Origin of the sequence: Bacteroides eggerthii (assembly GCF_025146565.1) — a bacterium.
GTDB lineage: Bacteria > Bacteroidota > Bacteroidia > Bacteroidales > Bacteroidaceae > Bacteroides > Bacteroides eggerthii.
On record NZ_CP102258.1, the window covers coordinates 2,633,302 to 2,652,277 of the forward strand.

Genomic DNA, 18,976 nt, shown 5'->3' on the forward strand with positions numbered 1-18,976 from the left:
AAATAAACATCTTAATATCTGAATGAACACGCAAAACTCTTATCTTGCCTCGAAACCGCATTATGAAATACTCGATGGGCTTCGTGGTGTAGCAGCAGTCATGGTTGTAATTTTTCATCTTTTTGAAGCACATGCGGGCGGCAATCACTTGGAACAGATTATCAACCATGGTTATTTGGCGGTAGACTTTTTCTTTATGCTTTCCGGCTTTGTTATAGGTTATGCCTATGATGATCGTTGGAACCGGATGAGTACCGTCACTTTTTTCAAACGACGTATTATACGTTTGCATCCGATGGTTATAGTAGGGAGTATCGTAGGGGCGGTATTTTTCTTTTTTCAGGAGTCTCCTTGTTTCCCGCCCATCCAAAATACAACGGTAGGAACTATGTTATTGGTTATGCTGCTGGGATGTACTTTACTTCCGCTTCCTTTGAAATGGGACATTCGCGGTTGGGCGGAGATGCATCCGCTGAATGCTCCGGCTTGGTCGCTTTATTTTGAATACATAGGTAATATCCTTTATGCGCTATTCGTTCGGCGATTCAGCAAAACAGCTTTGACTGTTTTAGTCTTGATAGCCGGATGTTTTACGGTACATTATTGCCTCACAGCACCAACAGGAGATATCGTTGGCGGTTGGTCGTTGAATTGGAGACAGCAATATGTGGGAATTGTTCGATTGATGTATCCATTCTTCGGCGGACTGCTGTTGTTCCGATTGGGATGGTTGGTTCACATTAAAAAACGTGCCTTCTGGTGGTGTAGCCTGATGATTGTAGTGATCTTGTCTTTTCCTCGTTTGGGTGGAGAAAATCACTTCTGGATGAATGGGCTGTACGAGGCTTGCTGCATACTGTTTGTTTTTCCTGTGATTGTCTCTATGGGGGCTGGAGGGAAAATAACCGGTAAACGTTCCACTAAAATGTGCAAGTTCTTGGGAGATATTTCATATCCGGTATATATAACGCACTATCCATTGATATACACTTATACGGCATGGGTATGTAATAATAATGCAACTTTGGCGGAGGGTATACCTTATATGATATTAACCTTTGCCGGATCTTTCATTCTTGCTTATGCTTGCTTAAAACTTTATGATGAGCCTATACGCAGTTGGTTGACAAACCGTTTCCTGAAAGGAAAGAGGAAAGAAGCCAAATGTTGATTATCAATTATGATATTATAAAAATGCCCCGATGCTAATCACATTGCACCGGGGCATTTCCCTAATTACCAGTTACTTTATTTCACGTCAATGAATCTTTTAGCTTTTTCTTTTTCCTGTTCAGTGAATTTCGGCAAATTGATATTCAATACGCCATTTTCTACTTGGGCGGAAATCTTTTCTTTGTCAACATCATCCGGAAGGATCATTGTCTGTTGGAATTTGGAATATGAAAACTCGCGACGCAGATAGCGACCTTCTCTCTTTTCATCTTTATTGCCTTCTTCCTTGCTTTCCGTTTTCTTCTCCATGCTGATGACCAGGTTGTTTTCTTCATCGATATGAACGTTGAAGTCTTCCTTTGTCATGCCGGGAGCTGCCAACTCTACTTTGTATTCTTTTTCTGTTTCAAACACATTGATGGCAGGTGCAGTTGCATTGGCTTTTACCATCCAATCGTTGTCAAAGAAATCGTTAAAGATACTTGGTAACCAATTCTGAGTTCTTCTTACAGGCATCATAATCATAGTCTCCTATCTTTTAAAAGTTATACATTCAGTTTGTTCTGAACTTCGGTTTTCGTTGTTTCCAGATGTCCGTCTTTCGGCTTTTATCATTTGTTTTCCGAACCGTCGTTCACTTGGTATATCGCAAACTGCATGCCAATAGGTTAGTGTTGACTTTATTGACTATTTGTCATAAAGATGCTGACTATTTTACTTATATAATGCCAATATTACTATCTTTTTATTTAATTTTGTTTGATTTTCATACTAATTTAAAACGTATCCGCCAGCGCTTGTTCTCTCCATCCCAATCGTGGCTGATAATTTTGAATGTGCCTATTTCGGATGTATTGGCAACATGCGTGCCGATGCAAAGACATTCATCGTAATCGCCTACTTTTACTACGCGTACAGTTTCTGAAGCGTCTTCCGGCAAGCGTTTCAAGTCGAAACGTCCTTTTGCCTCTTCCTGAGTGATGAATTCGGTAGTAACAGGGAGATGCTGCATTATTATTTGGTTTACCGTATTTTCCAGATTCTTGATTTGTTCTTCTGTGGGGCAAGCTGTCAAACGGTAGTCTAGTTTGCTTTTTTTGCGCTCTATGTGTGCTGAGACAGAGCGTCCACAGCCGAATAGTCTTATCATTGTCTGGTTAATGATGTGTTCGCAGGTGTGCATAGGGGGATACTCCTGCTTATTGTGCTCGTTGAGCTGAATAGTTTGTTCCATAAATTACTTGTTTCTTTAGAATGATGCTTCTATTTCTTCTTTTAATATACTGTAAACATGTACATCGGTATACTCTCCCGACGCTAACAATTCACCGGCGCGTTCCGTCCCTTCGAGCCGAAAGCCCAATCGAAGAGGGATACCATTGCTTGCCGCATTGCCTGTGGCACAACGGATTTGTATGCGCTTTATTTCTTTTGTCTCAATGGCCCATCGACATAAGCAGCGAACGCACTGGGTCATGATGCCGCGATGTTGATACTCCGGTAGGAGCCAATATCCGATTTCCGTACGATGATTGGCAAAGTCGGAGAAATGAAACCCTATTAATCCGCAGATTTCATTATGCTCGTTCCAGATGCCGAATATAGGTTCGTAGCGGTCATCAGGAGCAGAAAGTACGCCTTTTAGGAACTCCTCTTCGTCGGTCGTAGATTTCAGAGTGTCGACAAATGGCAACCAGATACGCATATAATCCCGATGTGTATCGATGGCGTGATAAATAGCGGCAGCGTCTTCTATCCTCACTTCACGTAGCTGTATATCAGGCAGAATCCTGAATGAAACGGCAGGACGATTGGAAGAGACTTCTTCTTGAGGGCTTTTTTGTATCCTTTCTTTAACCTTTCCCCACGCATGCGTATCGAACAGGCAACTTTCGCGCATTGTGTGGTACATCACTTTGAATCGTGACATCGGAACAGCAAAACTTAATATGTCTGCTTCGAAACAGGGACGGACAGACGGATCGAAGAATCCTAAGAAAGTACGTCTTCCTTGCTTTTGATTTTCGAGAATCGTTTGGGTCACAACAGAACAGCATCCTGAGCCGAATGGAGATGAAACCGTATCCGGTGCATTGTTGTCATAATATGCCCAGGTGGCCAAGCCCGATAGAATGTCAGGAGTAGCGAGGAATAATATGCCTTCCACATCATCAAAAGAGGATATTCGGTCTATGCGTGCAAAATGCAGGTAATTTTTCTTGGCTTTGGGCACTTGGATTTCCCGAATGAAGTCGGTTACCATTTCGGGAGTTCTCTTATATTTTTCTTTTAGGGATACGAAGTTAGGAACATGTTCCGGCATTTCCGTAAATCCGGTGTAGAACTTTCCGCCACCGCAGCCCATTGTCTCTGCATTAAGGCTGACTGTCTTTCCTTCTCTGACTAACTTCATGCATTTGAACAAGCAACCGTTTATTTTCTCTGTTGGAGCTTCCAATCGGTCGGAGTACCAGAATGTGATGGGGAGTTCAGCTTGCATGCCGAATGCTTCCTGATAGTTACTGATGAAAGTGTGTATATCCATTTCTTTTCCTTTCTTTTTATTTTAAGGTAAAGATAATGAATATTTCAAGGAATGAAAAGTATAGACATAAAAAAAGGAGTACCGCTGTACTCCAACCTTTGTTAACCTTAAATCTAATACTATGAAAAACACATTGCAAAGATACGGACTCTTGGAATATTTGCAAACTATCCAAGAAAAAAAGTATGTTTTATAACACTTCTTATATATTTTCGTCCTTTGCTATATCTTTTTTAAGAATTTCAGCCTTTAGCTTCCTGATACATGAAGCGTTTGATGCTCTTCTTGGCGGTCTTTTCAAATTCCTCAAAGTGTATCTTCACTTTGGTTATCTGGCTGTATGCCGGCAATAGTAGGTTCAGCTCATTTCGGTTGGCTTCCATTGCTTTTTCTATATCGGCCTGTTGGAGTCCATGAGCGAAGGCATCGTCGAAGTCGGGATATATCAGGGCGACGAGTTTGTCGTGCTGCAATACAATCAAAGACTCCGATACGTAAGGCATGTTGTTCAGTTTGCTTTCAATCTCTTCAGGGTATATGTTCTGTCCGCTGGAGGTTAGAAGCATATTTTTGCTACGTCCGCGTACGGTGACGTAGCCGTCTGCATCCATTGTGGCAAGGTCGCCCGTATGCAGCCAGCCGTTGACATCGATGATTTGCGAGGTAGCCTCGGTATTCTTGTAGTATCCCAGCATAAGATTGGTTCCTCGGCAGATAATTTCGCCCGCTACATTTTGAGGATCGGGAGAGTCTATCTTCACCTCCATGCGGGTAGTGGCTTTTCCGCATGAGGCGAGTTTCAGGGTTTCCCAACGGCTGGAACAAATGATAGGGCCACATTCTGTCATACCGTAGGCAATGGTGTAGGGGAAGCCTATCTGCTTGAGGAAGCGTTCCACATCGGCATTGAAAGGAGCGCCGCCAATAATGATTTCGTCAAAATTACCGCCGAAAACATCCATTGCTTTCTTGCGCATATCGGCTTTTATCTTATCGTTGACGATGGGCATGCGCAGCAACAGCTTACCTATTTTGTTGTCGATAAGCGGCAGGATGTTTTTCTTGATAATCTTCTCCACAATAAGAGGCACGCAGGAGATGATACGCGGTTTGATTTCAGAGAATGATTGCGCGATAATCTTCGGCGATGGCATGCGGGTAAGGAAGTAGAGATGTGCGCCTGCCGAGAAGCCGTAAAGAAAGTCGTATACCATGCCGAAAACGTGTCCCAAGGGAAGCATGGAAACGATGTGGTCACCGGGACGCACAGGCAGCATTTCGTGACAATAGGCTATGTTGGACCACAAACTGCGGTAAGGCAGCATTACGCCTTTGGAATAGCCGGTGGTGCCAGAAGTGTAATTGATGACCGCCAATTCTTCAGGAGACTGTTCCTTGCGATAGCAGATATGTTCGGGACGGAAGTTTTTGGGATAGCGTGCGCCATAGATAGCATTACGGTGTTCGAATGCTTCCATGAGTCGTTCGTCCCGGCAAACGACCGGAGTGAAATCCGTCAGCAGTACCACTCCCATTAACAGCGGCATAGCTTCTTCGTTCAGGTTTTCCCAGGCCCGATCGCCCACAAAAAGAAGTTTGGCTTCGGAATGATTGACGATGTTGTGTATGTTGTCTGCCTTGAATTCGTGGAGAATAGGAACAATGACAGCACCATAGGTCACTGTTGCCAGAAAGCACACTGCCCAATGGGCGCTGTTACGACCGCATACGGCTATTTTATCACCGGGCCGGATACCGGCGCTTTCCAATACGATATGAAATTTTGCAATCTTTCGGGCAACATCTTTATATTGTAGGGTGATTCCCTGGTAGTCGGTTAGGGCATTTTTATCCCAATTTTGTACGATGCTTCGTTCTATATAGTCAATGAACAGTTGTTCTTGTTCCATTCGTATAATTGCACACTTTAGTTAAAACTGCGCAAATATAGGGCTTATAGTGATGCAAAGCAAGTGGTTTGAAGTTTTTTTCATGGAGACTGTTCTCCTTTATTTCCTATTCTTTGACCTTTTCAGAAATAAGGAGCAACTTGTCTCCTACGTGGAGTTTTAGGGTGCCGTTGGGTATCAGGTACTCATTGCCGCGTTTCACTATCATGACGAGGGTCCCCTGGGGGAGGTTCATGTTTTTGAGAGTGTCGCCTTTTTTGTCGAGCATCTCTTGGGTAACGGTTACATCGCGCAGGTCGGAGTCGATTTCCTCGGGCAGCTCTACTCCGAAGTCATTGCCTGTCTTTTCCATTGGAGTGGAAAGTCCCAGCAAGCGCGCCACTTTTGAGACGGTAGTACCTTGAATGACGAGAGATAGGATTGTGATGAAAAATACAATGTTGAAGATTACGTCGGCGCCGGGTACATCTGCCACTACCGGATAGGTGGCAAAGATAATGGGAACCGCACCACGCAGCCCTACCCAGGAAACGAAGAGCTTGGATGTCGGAGTGATACGTTTTCCGAACGGAAGCAGACAGAGAAATACACTGAGCGGCCGCCCTATAACAATCATAAATACGCCGATGAGCAGTGCTACGACGGCTACTTCCAGCATTTCGTGCGGATTGACAAGCAGACCGAGACAAAGGAACATGATAATTTGGAAAAGCCATGTCAACCCGTCCATAAACGTGTAAATCTCCTTGCGGTGCATAATTTTGTTGTTGCCCACCATCATGCCGGCAATGTAGACGGCCAGGTAGCCGTTGCCTTTCATCAAGTCGGTAACGGAGAATGTGAAGAAGACAAACGACAGCAGCAATATGGGATAGAGCGACTGGTTGTCTATATTCAGCCTGTTCAGCATAAGGATGGCCAATTTGCCCAGCAGGTAACCGGCTGCGGCACCCACAATAAACTGTATCACGAAAGAGAGAGCTATTTGGGAAACGCCCATCCCTGAGGACTGGATGAACTGAATCAGTACGATAGTCAGCATATAAGCCATCGGGTCGTTACTTCCGCTTTCCAACTCCAGCATAGGGCGAAGGTTGTGCTTCAGGTTCATCTTCTGTGAGCGCAGAATGGCGAATACCGATGCCGAGTCGGTAGACGACATGGTGGAAGCCAGCAGCAAGGATGTGATTAGCGGCAGATGAATATTGGTCCAGCTCATGCCCGAAAGCCACCATATAAACAGTCCGGTGAACAATGCCGTCAGGAGAACACCCAAAGTGGACAGTACGATACCGGGGGAAAGGATGGGTTTGATTTCAGTAAACTTAGTGTCCATACCGCCCGAAAACAGTATGATACTCAAGGCTACCATACCGATGAATTGCGCTTCTTTTGCATTATGGAATTGCAATCCCAGTCCGTCACTGCCGAAGAGCATACCCACTACCAGAAAGAGCAATAAAGCGGGAACTCCGAAACGATAACCGGTCTTGCCTACGATGATGCTGACGAAAAGTAAAATAGAACCTACGAGTAGAATGTTTTCTGCTGTAAATAACATAAGTATTGTGTTATAAAGTTTATTATAAATGCTTTTTGTACCTTAGTGTACAAAGGTATTTATAATTAATAACAAATACAATATTTAGTTAGTTCAATTAAATTTCAGTACAAAAGTTGTCTCTTTTCCCGGTCTCAAGGAGAGATTTCCACCGGACAAGCGCATGATTTGCCGGGAGATGCTGAGTCCTATTCCGCTTCCGTTTTCTTTGGTGGTGAAGAAGGGAATAAATATATGTTCGGCAATGTTCGGGGGGATGGCAGGACCATTGTTGGATATTTCAATCAATACAGCTTCGGCTTCATCGCAATAGGCGCGTATATGGATGTGCTTTTCCTCTGCTGGAGAGGAGGACTTCTCAAAAGCCTGCATGGCATTCTTCAGCAGGTTGATGATGACTTGTGAAATGAGGTTCTCGTCTGCATGAAGTATCAGGTCGTTGGGAACGATGGAGGCATGGAAAGTTACGGGGATACCGGGATACTGATGGCGTGCCAGCTCCACCATGCGGCCGATGAAGCCTTTGAGGTAGAATAAGGTCGGTTCGGGAGTAGGGATATGTGTGAATTTGCGGTAGGAATCGACGAAGGCGAGCAATCCTTTGCTGGTGCTGCTGATTGTTTCCAGACCGTTGCGTATCTCTTCTTTGGATATTTTTTCTTCGGTGAGTTCCAGCAGAGTGTCGCTAAGGGAGGTGATAGGGGTTATGGTGTTCATAATCTCGTGGGTCAGTACACGTGTGAGTCGTATCCATGAGTCTATTTCTTTTTCGTCCAACTCGCTGTTGATGTCGTTCAGGGCGAGGATGCGCAGGTGTTCCTTGCGGACGGTGATGTCGCTGACGCGGACGGAGAGGTTTACTGTGCCGCGTTCGTTGCCGAATGCTACCTGAAATTTGTCACCGGAACGGCAGGTGGTGAGTAAATCCATAAGATGATTGTCCACACGTGACAGTTGGCGGATGTGGGTGAATACTTCCAGTCCGAGCAGATGCAGGGCTTCGTTGTTCTTTTGATAAATGGCTCCGTTGTCGTTCAGCACGACGATGCCGGTATTGACGCAGTCGAGGATAAGCTCGTAGTATTTCTCTTGTTGGGCAGTTTCGCTTTTTACATTATATAAGATGCGGGCTACGCGGTTCAGAGAACGGTTTATGAGACGGCTATCTTCGTTTCCGTCCGTCTCGGAGAAATGAATGGCGGTGTCGTTGTTTTCAATGGCATCAAGCATGAAAAGGACTTTGCGGGTGTGGCGGTGGTACAACCGTTGCTGCCGGCGTATTGCCAGGGGAAGAAGTACGGTGAAGAAGACAGCCCAGAACAGAGGGGCGTTAAAGCCATGCAATGTCGGAGCTTTAAGAAAATACAAAGTCCACATTGCTCCTGCAGCTAAGGCAATGAACAGGCTGACGGCAGTCTGAAAAACATAATATTGGTTTATATTCTTATACTTCATACTATTTCTGGCTTATGCTTCTTATGTTTTCAGAGCCCGTACTTTTTCATTTTGTTATAAAGCGTTTGCCGGGTAATCCCCAGTTGCGAGGCAACAGCCGAGAGGTTACTGCCACATTTCTCCAGTGTCTGGCGTATCATCTGCTTTTCCATATCTTCAAGGGTGGATACGGGCGTTTCCGGTGCTTCGTTTCTGCGTTGTAACTGGAACGATCCGGCAGAGAGAAATGTGCCGTCGCAGATAATAACAGCCTTTTCAATGGCATGCTCCAGCTCGCGGATATTACCGAACCAGGGATGCAGCGTCAGCTTCTCACGTGCTGAATTGTCCAGACGCAAAGCAGGCTTTTCATATTGCTTGCAGAAGCGTGTGATGAAGCGTTCTGCCAGTGGAATAATATCTTCCGGCCGTTCTCGCAGTGCAGGAATTTCAAGATGAATGGTATTGATGCGGTAGAGCAGGTCCTCGCGAAACTCTCCTTTATCCGCCATTTCAGATAGGTGGCGGTTGGTGGCACAAACCAGGCGGATATCTATCGGGACAGGCGTATTGCTTCCCACGCGTACAATGCTGCGGCGCTGAAGTGCAGTCAGCAGTTTGGCTTGCAGATGATAGGGGAGATTGCCTATTTCGTCAAGGAAGAGAGTGCTGTGGTCGGCAGACTCAAACTTACCGGGACGGTCGGCATGGGCATCGGTGAAGGAGCCTTTCATGTGTCCGAAAAGTTCGCTTTCAAAAAGGCTTTCGGTAATGGCGCCCATATCCACGCTTATCATTTCTTTATGGTGGCGTGTGGAGAGGGCGTGTATTTCGCGGGCAAGCATCTCCTTGCCTGTACCGTTCTCACCGGTAATAAGTATATTGGCGTCGGTAACGGCTACTTTCTCCACCAGCATGCGAAGTTGTTGCATGGCGGAACTTTCTCCCCAGTACATGGAAGAAACGGCAGTTGCAGCCGTTGCTTTCTTCTTTCCGGATGTAGGGGTGTCCTGTGCGGCATTGAGCAGGGTTTCTACCAGCTTTCCGTTGTCCCAGGGCTTGACGACAAAGTCCGTTGCACCTTCTTTTATTCCGCGTACGGCAAGGTCTATGTCGGCATAGGCGGTGAACAGTACCACAGGCAGTGACGGATATTGCTTCTTTATTTCGTGCAGCCAGTAAAGTCCCTCGTTCCCGGTATTGATGCCGGACGTGAAATTCATATCGAGAAGCACTACCTTCCACGTATCTTCGCGCAAGGTGCCGGGAAGGGTAACTGGTGAGGAAAGGGTGGTTATTTTATCAAAATAAGGTTTCAACAGCAGTTGCAAGGCGGTGAGTACGCCCCGATTGTCGTCAACGATAAGAATGTTTCCGGATTTCTTCATGGCAGAACAGTGTCTTTTTATATTTGTGAGGACAAATATATTTCATTTTCCCGAGAATGTTTTCAAGAAGGAGAGAAAGATGAAATAATAAATTGAGAAGTACCGGAATAATACATACCGTATCACAGTTAAGATACGGGCAGCGGACTTACAGCAATTGCAACTTCAATCCGAAAGACAGGCTTAGGTAATCCCTTGGTTTCAGGTATTTGTTGGTGAAGGCGCTTACTATGTATAAGTCGCAGGTGCTCAGTTCATAGAAGAACGTAATGGACTTTGCCGTAAACCTGCGGCGGGGATCGATGTCGTACGTGATACGTTGTCCCAGAAAAGCATGGATGCGTACTTTGGACGAGAAGCCGTAATAGCCTTTCGGATAGCGGTCCGGCTCGTTCACCCAGAATTCGTCACCGAATACGGTGTTGAAGTACATACCGCAGGTGAGAGGTTCTGCCGAGAACCGGCTTTCCTTGATTTGCAGGCTCCAGGGGATATAGTTCTGCTTCAAGGTAAATGTCAGTTTGGTGCAATCGGACTGATATTTGGGCAGGACACCCAGAAATATATCCGTTTCCCACTGGTTACGTTTTCCGTAATCCCAGCCTGTACCCAGTGACAGCAAACCCATGTTGCCGGCAAACTGTATTTTGGTGTGTGTGGGAATCAAGGCTTCCCAATGTTTGCGATAGCGGTGCACACGCCGGTCGTAACGGCTGTGATGTGTACGGCCGGTCACAATGGTATCAGGCTTGCGTTGCAGGTAGACAGTATCGTGTTTCACGATAATCACTGTATCTCTTTCTTGCGCAGAAAGCGCGCCGCACCACAATAGCAGCAGGCAGATAACGGCGGCGAGTACGGGTTGATTAGAAATAGACCACTTCGCGTTCATATCCGTCGGGTGTTATGGTGAATATATAGTAATTGCGGTTCTTCATACAGTCGCTCATGTAGTACATGATGCCGTCCTCGAAGAGGTTTTCCTCGAATACATGGTGTTCGTGGGCGGCGGTACAGAATTGTATGCCGGGGAACTCGGTTACGTAACGGTGAAAGACACGTGCCACGTTGTTATTGAACTGGTCGGCATAAGGGCGGACATGCATGGACACTACGGTTTTGTCGAACTCGTCTTTACGGTCGGTAATTTCGTTTTCAAGAAAGGTGAAGTCGGGAATGGGGCGGGAGTAGTCGAACTCCATAGCGTTGGTGTTCAGGCATACGAATTTTATCCGTCCGGCAATGAACGAAAAGTTGGGGTCGCCGAATACGGCGCGATATGTCTCTTCTCCTGTGCCAAGGCAGTCGTGGTTGCCAATCAAGGTAACATAGGGCACGTGGAGCTTGTTCATAATGTCGCGTTGCCAAAGGAACTCGTCAGTAACACCGAAGTCGCTCATGTCACCGCCATGAATAACGAAGTCGATGTCGTCGCGCTTATTTATCTCTCCTACGAAATCCAGCGTCTCGTCATACCAGCGTTGCGAGTCGCCCATAGTCACGAATTTAATCGTTGTCTTGCCTTTGCATTTCTGTTCTATCTCTGCAATGTTATGGGCATTTACGTCGGTCTCACCGCTGATGCGCACATCATACGGGTGATAGTCTATCATGTCGCAGCCATCCATGAACAGGCAGAGGAATGATAGGAGTAAGGGTTTATATGGCTTTATCATATTAATCAGCTTGGTATATAAGTGTATGCCTATGAAAACTGAGGGCAAAGGTAGAGTTTTCATTCAATAGAAAAGTTGTCCTATTTTCCGTTTTTCTGTCCTGTAAAAGAGATTTTGTTTCACTGCAACACTATACAAAAGGACATGGATTCTTTTCAGACGGAAGAATATAAGAACATACTGGATGGGCTGCTGTGTCTAATTATTGGACAGGCTGTGTCTAATTATTAGACACTGATACTTATACGGTCTGTCCACTACTTGCTGACAACCAGTACTATAACTGTTTTGGCACGCTTTCTGCATTATCTTAGGCAGGAAAAATAACATAATAAATAAAAACATAACAATATAAATATAGTATGAAACAAATCTATTATGTCATTCAAACTTTGCTCCGGGGACGCGGCTCGAACATCATCAAAATTATCTCCTTGGGGTTAAGCCTGACGATGAGTATCCTGCTTTTCTCACGCGTTGCATACGAGCAGAGCTTTGATACCTGCTACAAAGACTATGACAACCTTTACCAAATCTGGTCTGTATTTACCGTCAAAGGCGAAAAGTATCCGCCACAAGAACAGAACTGTGGTCCTGTGGCAGGCGCCATATTGGAGAATTTTCCGGAACAGGTGGAAGCTGCCACCAGCACTTGCTACTGGAAAAATTCTCCTTTGTACAATGGCAACATTCGTTTTGATGAAAAAAAGATTGTGGCAGACTCGCTCTTTTTTCAGACAATGGGTATCGAGGTGCTGAGTGGCAATCCGGTGAAGGACCTTCAGCAGCCTGATGTGATTTTCCTGAGCGACCGCTTTGCTAAGAAGATATTCGGCGGAGAGGATCCGGTAGGGAAGACCATCAATTACAATCACGAGAAGGATTTTATGGTGAAGGGCACGTATAAGGCATTGCCCGCAAACGCTACTGTCAATCCTGAAGCCGTTATCTCCATGCCTACCTTATGGAACGAAGGTTCCGGCGGTAACTATTCATGGCAGGGCGGGGACAGTTATCCTGAATATATCCGTTTCCGTCCCGGTGCGGACAAGTCGGTGGTGAACGCACGTATAGACGCTATGATAGAGAAGTACCGTCCGGAAGAGAGTAAAACGAAATATGGATATACGGCGTTTGTAAAGCCTATCCGCGATACATACCGGAACTATGAGAGTGTGAAACGGATGCGTAATATCATGAGCGTTCTCGGCTTTGCCATTCTTTTTATAGCGGCGTTGAATTATGTGTTGATTTCCATTTCTTCGCTCACCTATCGTGCCAAAGCGGTAGGCGTGCATAAGTGCAATGGTGCAAGCGGCGGTAAGATATTCGGTATGTTCCTTTTGGAGACGGGCATCATCATTGTGGCAGCCTTGCTCTTAATGGCTTTGGTGCTGCTGAATTTTCGGGAGTTCTTTGAGGATACTGCTGCGGCAAAGCTCTCCTTACTGCTTGCTCCGGAGCGCATTTGGGTTCCGTTGACGGTAATCGGCGTATTGTTTATAGTGGGCGGGGTGTTGCCGGGGCGATTGTTTGCCCGTATTCCCGTATCTCAGGTATTCCGCCGTTACACCGAGGGTAAGAAGGGGTGGAAACGTCCGCTGCTTTTCATCCAGTTTGCGGGTGTGGCATTCATCAGCGGACTTATGTGTGTGGTGATGGCGCAATATCAATATGTACTGAACAAGGATATGGGGTATAACCCGCAACGGCTGGCGCTTGCCAATGCTTATTGGAATAAGGAAAAAGAGTGTGACGCCGCTTTCCAGTTTTTTAAGGGGCTTCCTTATGTAGAGGCTGTTACCAGTGCCAATAATACGCCTATCAGTGGATACAGCGGATCTATGATTCGCGATGAATCGGGCAATGCGCTCTTCTCCACACGTGCTTGTTACTATATGCGTGAGGATTATCCGGCGATGATGGGCATGACGTTCAAGACCGGCCGCATGGCCCGTACGGAAGATGAAGTTATAGTGAACGAAACATTCGCAGATATGATGCATTGGGGGAATGATGCTGTGGGACGCACAGTTGATGTTGACGGCACTGCACAGATGAAGGTGGTGGGAGTGCTGAAAGATTTTCAGATAGAGGACTTTACTGCCGACAAGATGCCTTTCGTTGCACGCTACAATAAATATTTCGTGGGAACGATACATGTCCGTCTGAAAGAACCTTTTGTCCGGAATCTGCAACAACTGAACAAAGATGTAGCTGATGCTTTCCATAATCAGACTATCGACTTCATCGGCTATGAAAAGAAGATTACCGATTCTTATAATTCCGTTCGCGTGTTCCGCAATGCCACATTGATGGCGGCCATAACAATGTTCTTCGTCATGCTGATGGGTTTGATAGGATATACCGCCGATGAAGTGCGCCGTCGCAGTAAGGAGATTGCCATTCGCAAAGTGAACGGCGCGGAAGCATCTTCTATATTGGAACTGCTTTCTAAGGACATACTTGTTGTGGCATTGCCGGCGGTTATTCTCGGAAGTCTCGCGTCATGGTACATCAACGGCGTCTGGATGGAACAGTTTGCCGAGCAGATTCCTCTCGGTTGGATTGTATACCTGCTGGTGATAATCGTCAATCTGGTGATAATAGTAGGTTGTGTTCTTTGGAAATCCTGGCGGATAGCCAACGAAAATCCGGTGAACAGTATTAAGAGTGAATAAAAAGATAATATAAATAAAAATGGATATTATGATTGAAATTAATAACATCAGTAAAGTATTCTGTACTTCGGAAGTAGAGACGGTAGCACTGAATCACGTAAACCTCGAAGTCAAAGAGGGAGAGTTTGTAGCCATTATGGGGCCGTCCGGCTGTGGCAAGTCCACTTTGCTGAATATACTCGGTTTGTTGGATAATCCTACGGAGGGCAGTTATAAGCTGCTTGGGCAGGAAGTGGCGGATTTGAAAGAAAAGGAGCGTACCCGCGTACGCAAGGGCCAACTGGGATTTGTGTTCCAGAGTTTTAACCTGATAGACGAACTGAACGTCTACGAGAATGTGGAACTTCCCCTCACATATCTGGGCGTAAAAGCCGGAGAGCGCAAACGCATGGTGGATGATATTCTGAAACGGATGAATATCGGTCACCGGGCCAAGCACTTCCCGCAACAACTTTCCGGCGGACAGCAGCAGCGTGTGGCCATTGCCCGCGCTGTGGTAACGAACCCGAAGTTGATTCTTGCCGATGAGCCTACCGGTAACCTGGATTCCAAGAACGGTGCGGAGGTGATGGCTTTGCTGACCGAATTGAACAAAGAGGGCACTACCATTGTCATGGTGACGCACTCCCGGCATGATGCATCATTTGCACATCGTACGGTGCACCTGTTTGACGGTAGTATAGTGGCGAGTGCGGCTTATGTATATCCACAGCGCGATGACAGCCGTAACGAAAGCAAAGAAGTCTGATACGGGCATACAGGTCCAGATGCCATCCAGTCCCATGTAGCGGGGGAGGATAATCAATCCCGGCAATAAGTATAGCAGTTGCCGGGTGAGGGACAGGAATATGCTGATCTTCGCTTTGCCGATACTTTGGAAGAAGTTGCCGATAACGATTTGCGCACCCACCAGCGGGAACATGGCTATGCCGATGCGTACTCCTCTTGAAGCCATGTCAATCAACTGCTCATCACTCGTAAAGATTGCCGATACGGCATGCGGAAACAGTTCGCAGATGATAAAGCCGGTGCTGGTGATGCATACGCCTGCAATGATGCTCAGGCGCAAGGTTGCCTTTACCCGGTCGTGTTTCTGTGCTCCGAAGTTATAGCCGACAATGGGCTGCATACCCATAGTCAGCCCTAATACAATCATTACATACAGCACCAGTAGCCGGTTCATTATGCCATATGCTCCGATAGCCATGTCGCCGCCGTAATGTTGCAGGCTGTTGTTGACGATGATTACAATGACGCACGCCGTTACATTCATTAGGAACGGTGACATCCCTATGGAGAATATGCTGCTGATAATGCGTTTTTTCATTTTCCAGAACCCCGGCTGCAACCGTACGATACTTGTCTTTTGCAGGAAATGGCTCACTACCCACACCATACCGATGAACTGTGAGATGACAGTTGCCGTTGCCGCACCGCGGATGCCCCAGTCAAAGTGGAAGATAAAGACAGGGGCCAGTATGATGTTGCAGACCACCGTAACCATTGAGGTCAGCATGGCTTTCTTGGGATAACCGGTGGCGCGCATCACATTGTTCAGCCCGATCATCGTATAGGTAATGGGAGTACCCAGCAAGATCACTTGCATAAAGTCCCTCGCATAGGGCAAGGTGTCGTTGCTGGCCCCGAAGAAACGCAGGATCTCATCCAGGAAGAAGAAAGAGATGCTGCCAAACAGGAATGAGTTGACCAGGCAGAGCATCAGGGTGTTGTTCAACACTTCCGCTGCCCCGTCCATATCTTTCTGCCCCAGCCGTATGGACGAAATGGCAGAACCGCCTGCCGAAACCAGTGTACAGAAAGCAACCACCAGGTTCATCAACGGGAAAGTAATGGCAAGTCCGGCAATACCCATGGCGCCTACGCCATGACCGATAAATATACTGTCGATGATATTGTACAGTGAAGTGATTGTCATTCCGATAATGGCAGGAATAGAATACTGTACAAGAAGCTTGTCGATTCGTTCGGTTCCTAAAATATGCGGATCATTCATTTGATATTCGTCAATTAAGCATCTGCAAAGATAGGAAATATTTGCTCAGTTCGATGATTATTCAGACCTTTGCGGCTGAATATTATATTTGTTTTAATCATGGATACAATAAAAACAACAGCCGTCCTTTTTGATTTTGACGGAGTGATCATGGATACTGAAGCACAGTATTCTTTCTTTTGGCATAAAGCTGGTGTCGATTATCTGGGTATGGACGATTTGGAAAACCGCGTGAAAGGTCAGACGCTGACCTACATCTACGATACTTTTTTTGGCGGAAAAGCGAAAGAACAGGAGGAAATCACCGCTGCCCTTATACGCTTTGAACAAGAAATGGATTATGATTATATTCCCGGTGTGCTTGATTTTATTGCCGATTTGCGCCGTAACCATGTGCAAATGGCGGTTGTCACCAGTTCCAATGACCAGAAAATGGCTGCTGTCTATCGCGCCCGTCCTGAAGTGAGAACGATGTTCGACCGTATCCTTACGGCGGAAATGTTTACCCGGTCCAAGCCGGCTCCCGATTGTTTCCTGCTTGGAATGGAAGTGTTCGGAACAACACCTGACACCACTTATGTGTTCGAAGATTCCTTTAACGGACTGAAAGCGGGCATGGCATCCGAAGCTACTGTCATAGGGTTGGCCACGACAAATCCTCGTGAGTCCATTGCTCCCTTATGCCATTGTGTATTGGATGATTTTAGGGGCTTCACTTACGATAAAATGCTTCAAGTGCACAAGTAATGGGAAAAAGCACTAACTTTGCGCGCAATTTAAAATCATTAACACACTAAACATTATGGCTGGATATATTTCAGACGACACTCGTAAAGTAACTACGCATCGCCTTGTTGAGATGAAACAAAGAGGCGAAAAAATATCAATGTTGACTTCCTATGACTATACCATGGCGCAGATTGTAGATGGCGCCGGCATGGACGTTATTTTGGTGGGAGACTCCGCTTCCAATGTAATGGCGGGTAACGTGACTACGCTGCCGATAACACTCGACCAGATGATTTATCATGCCAAGTCCGTTGTTCGTGGTGTGAAGCGTGCAATGGTGGTAGTGGATATGCCTTTCGGTTCCTATCAGGGAAATGAAATGGAAGGCCTTGCTTCGGCCATCCGTATCATGAAGGAGAGCCATGCGGATGCTTTGAAGCTGGAAGGCGGAGAGGAGATCATCGGTACGGTGAAACGCATCCTCAGTGCCGGTATTCCCGTCATGGGACATCTCGGACTGATGCCGCAGTCCATTAATAAATATGGAACATATACAGTACGTGCCAAAGACGATTCGGAGGCGGAAAAGCTGATACGTGACGCTCATTTGCTGGAAGAAGCCGGATGCTTTGCCATTGTATTGGAGAAGATTCCCGCTGCGCTGGCAGAGCGCGTGTCGAGCGAACTGACTATTCCTATTATAGGTATCGGAGCCGGTGGCGGGGTAGACGGACAGGTATTGGTGGTTCAGGACATGCTGGGTATGAACAATGGGTTCCGTCCCCGTTTCCTGCGTCGCTATGCCGACCTTCATACAGTGATGACGGACGCTATCAGCCATTACATATCCGATGTGAAGAATTTAGACTTCCCGAATGAGAAAGAACAGTACTAACGGACTTATGACGCTGAACTTCTGGCGGATGTGCATAGCAAACCTGCTGCTGTTTGCATCTGCCTACATGCTCTTTCCCGTACTTTCGTTTGTGATGCCGGAGCAAGTGGGGATATCGCTTCCTCAAACGGGGACTATATTTCTGGCGTTTGCGGCGGCAATGTTCGCGGTAGGGCCGTTCCATGCCTTCCTGTGCGATGAGTACAAGCGGAAGAACGTATTGCTTTATTCCACCCTTATCATGCTGGCGGCAACGGCAGGCTATGTCTTTGCAGACAGTTATGCGAAGCTCTTGCTGCTTGCATCGGTGCAAGGGGCATGTTTCGGGCTGGCAACGACGGCCGGCATTACGGTGGCTATCGACATCACAGCATCTACAAGACGCAGTGCGGGAAATATGGTATACGCATGGTCGGCAAGGTTGGGTATGCTGATAGGAGCGGGAGCAGGTGTTTTATTGTTCGATTTCTATGGCTTCCGTACGGTTGTCTATCTGGCTGTTGCCGCAGGGGCTTTCAGCATGTTTTTAGCTTCGAGGGTATATGTCGCTTTTCGTGCGCCTATCGGTATGAGGTTGTGTGGCATGGACCGTTTCCTGCTGCCGCGTGCATGGGTTCCGGCGCTGAACATGCTGCTGATTGCTTTTGTTCCGGGGGTATTGTTGCCCTTATTGTACATAGGAGATTACATTGCGCTTTTAGCATTGGTGATATTGGTATGCCTGACAATGCCTTTCACAAAGATGTTTGTGAAGCTGTCGCACCATTGCCAAAGAGGTACGGCCAATACGACGTGCTATTTGGCTATGGAAACGGGACTTCTGGCTGGGCTTGCAACCGCCTGCCGGTTGGCCGATGCATATCTGCTCTATCATGCTGCCGGCGTAGCTACCATACTCGCGATCTTTTTCTTCGCACTATTGACCTATCCCTATTATAAGAAAAAAAGGGTAAGGTAAAAAAACAGGCCC

16 protein-coding genes are annotated in these 18,976 nt (G+C 46.6%); 6 read left to right on the top strand and 10 right to left on the bottom strand.

All coding sequences use genetic code 11. The annotated features are described in order from the left end of the window. Positions 1-22: 22 nt before the first annotated feature. Positions 23-1,171 (top strand): acyltransferase family protein, encoded by a 1,149-nt coding sequence (locus NQ546_RS10800; RefSeq protein ID WP_004291124.1) that lies wholly within the window; start codon positions 23-25, stop codon positions 1,169-1,171. Between the two features lie 77 nt (positions 1,172-1,248). On the opposite strand, the gene NQ546_RS10805 is transcribed toward NQ546_RS10800, so the two are convergent. From NQ546_RS10805 to NQ546_RS10845, 9 genes are all read right to left on the bottom strand, one after another. After that, positions 1,249-1,692 (bottom strand): Hsp20/alpha crystallin family protein, encoded by a 444-nt coding sequence (locus NQ546_RS10805; RefSeq protein ID WP_029429243.1) that lies wholly within the window; start codon positions 1,690-1,692, stop codon positions 1,249-1,251. 247 nt (positions 1,693-1,939) lie between these two features. Beyond that, a complete protein-coding gene (locus NQ546_RS10810) occupies positions 1,940-2,407 on the bottom strand; it encodes an alanyl-tRNA editing protein (RefSeq protein WP_004291122.1) in 468 nt (155 codons plus the stop codon). Positions 2,408-2,422: 15 nt separating this feature from the next. After that, positions 2,423-3,718 (bottom strand): GNAT family N-acetyltransferase, encoded by a 1,296-nt coding sequence (locus NQ546_RS10815; RefSeq protein WP_004291121.1) that lies wholly within the window; start codon positions 3,716-3,718, stop codon positions 2,423-2,425. Between the two features lie 242 nt (positions 3,719-3,960). Continuing rightward, the gene (locus tag NQ546_RS10820; RefSeq protein ID WP_004291120.1) at positions 3,961-5,628 is read right to left on the bottom strand and encodes a long-chain fatty acid--CoA ligase; all 1,668 of its coding nucleotides are present in this window, start codon (positions 5,626-5,628) and stop codon (positions 3,961-3,963) included. A 106-nt stretch (positions 5,629-5,734) separates the two neighbouring features. After that, positions 5,735-7,189 carry a potassium/proton antiporter gene (locus NQ546_RS10825; RefSeq protein WP_004291119.1) on the bottom strand — a complete coding sequence of 485 codons (1,455 nt, stop codon included), beginning with the start codon at positions 7,187-7,189 and terminating at the stop codon, positions 5,735-5,737. 93 nt (positions 7,190-7,282) lie between these two features. Beyond that, positions 7,283-8,644 (bottom strand): sensor histidine kinase, encoded by a 1,362-nt coding sequence (locus NQ546_RS10830; protein WP_004291118.1) that lies wholly within the window; start codon positions 8,642-8,644, stop codon positions 7,283-7,285. A 29-nt stretch (positions 8,645-8,673) separates the two neighbouring features. Next, the gene (locus NQ546_RS10835; RefSeq protein WP_004291117.1) at positions 8,674-10,011 is read right to left on the bottom strand and encodes a sigma-54-dependent transcriptional regulator; all 1,338 of its coding nucleotides are present in this window, start codon (positions 10,009-10,011) and stop codon (positions 8,674-8,676) included. Between the two features lie 148 nt (positions 10,012-10,159). After that, entirely contained in the window at positions 10,160-10,903 is a 744-nt protein-coding gene (locus tag NQ546_RS10840; protein WP_004291116.1) for a hypothetical protein, read from the bottom strand. Continuing rightward, complete coding sequence (locus tag NQ546_RS10845; RefSeq protein ID WP_039953377.1) at positions 10,878-11,687, bottom strand: metallophosphoesterase family protein; 810 nt, start codon at positions 11,685-11,687, stop codon at positions 10,878-10,880. Before NQ546_RS10845 ends, NQ546_RS10840 begins: the two co-directional genes overlap by 26 nt. A 362-nt stretch (positions 11,688-12,049) precedes the next feature. Between NQ546_RS10845 and NQ546_RS10850 the strand changes: the two genes are divergently transcribed. Further along, positions 12,050-14,368, top strand: coding sequence for an ABC transporter permease (locus tag NQ546_RS10850; RefSeq protein ID WP_004291114.1), 2,319 nt, complete (start codon positions 12,050-12,052; stop codon positions 14,366-14,368). Between the two features lie 28 nt (positions 14,369-14,396). Next, positions 14,397-15,116: an ABC transporter ATP-binding protein gene (locus NQ546_RS10855; protein ID WP_021940105.1), complete on the top strand. Its 720-nt coding sequence runs from the start codon at positions 14,397-14,399 to the stop codon at positions 15,114-15,116. Here the strand turns inward: NQ546_RS10855 and NQ546_RS10860 are convergent. Next, positions 15,009-16,382 (bottom strand): MATE family efflux transporter, encoded by a 1,374-nt coding sequence (locus NQ546_RS10860; RefSeq protein WP_004291112.1) that lies wholly within the window; start codon positions 16,380-16,382, stop codon positions 15,009-15,011. The two genes, NQ546_RS10855 and NQ546_RS10860, sit on opposite strands and share 108 nt — an antisense overlap. 99 nt (positions 16,383-16,481) lie before the next feature. On the opposite strand from NQ546_RS10860, the gene NQ546_RS10865 reads away from it, so the two are divergent. The 3 genes from NQ546_RS10865 to NQ546_RS10875 are packed head-to-tail and all read left to right on the top strand — an operon-like array spanning position 16,482 to position 18,964. Next, positions 16,482-17,129, top strand: coding sequence for an HAD family hydrolase (locus NQ546_RS10865; RefSeq protein ID WP_004291110.1), 648 nt, complete (start codon positions 16,482-16,484; stop codon positions 17,127-17,129). A 55-nt stretch (positions 17,130-17,184) separates the two neighbouring features. Next, entirely contained in the window at positions 17,185-18,006 is an 822-nt protein-coding gene (panB, locus tag NQ546_RS10870) for a 3-methyl-2-oxobutanoate hydroxymethyltransferase (protein WP_004291109.1), read from the top strand. Further along, complete coding sequence (locus NQ546_RS10875; protein ID WP_004291108.1) at positions 17,987-18,964, top strand: MFS transporter; 978 nt, start codon at positions 17,987-17,989, stop codon at positions 18,962-18,964. Before panB ends, NQ546_RS10875 begins: the two co-directional genes overlap by 20 nt. The last annotated feature ends 12 nt before the right edge of the window (positions 18,965-18,976 follow it).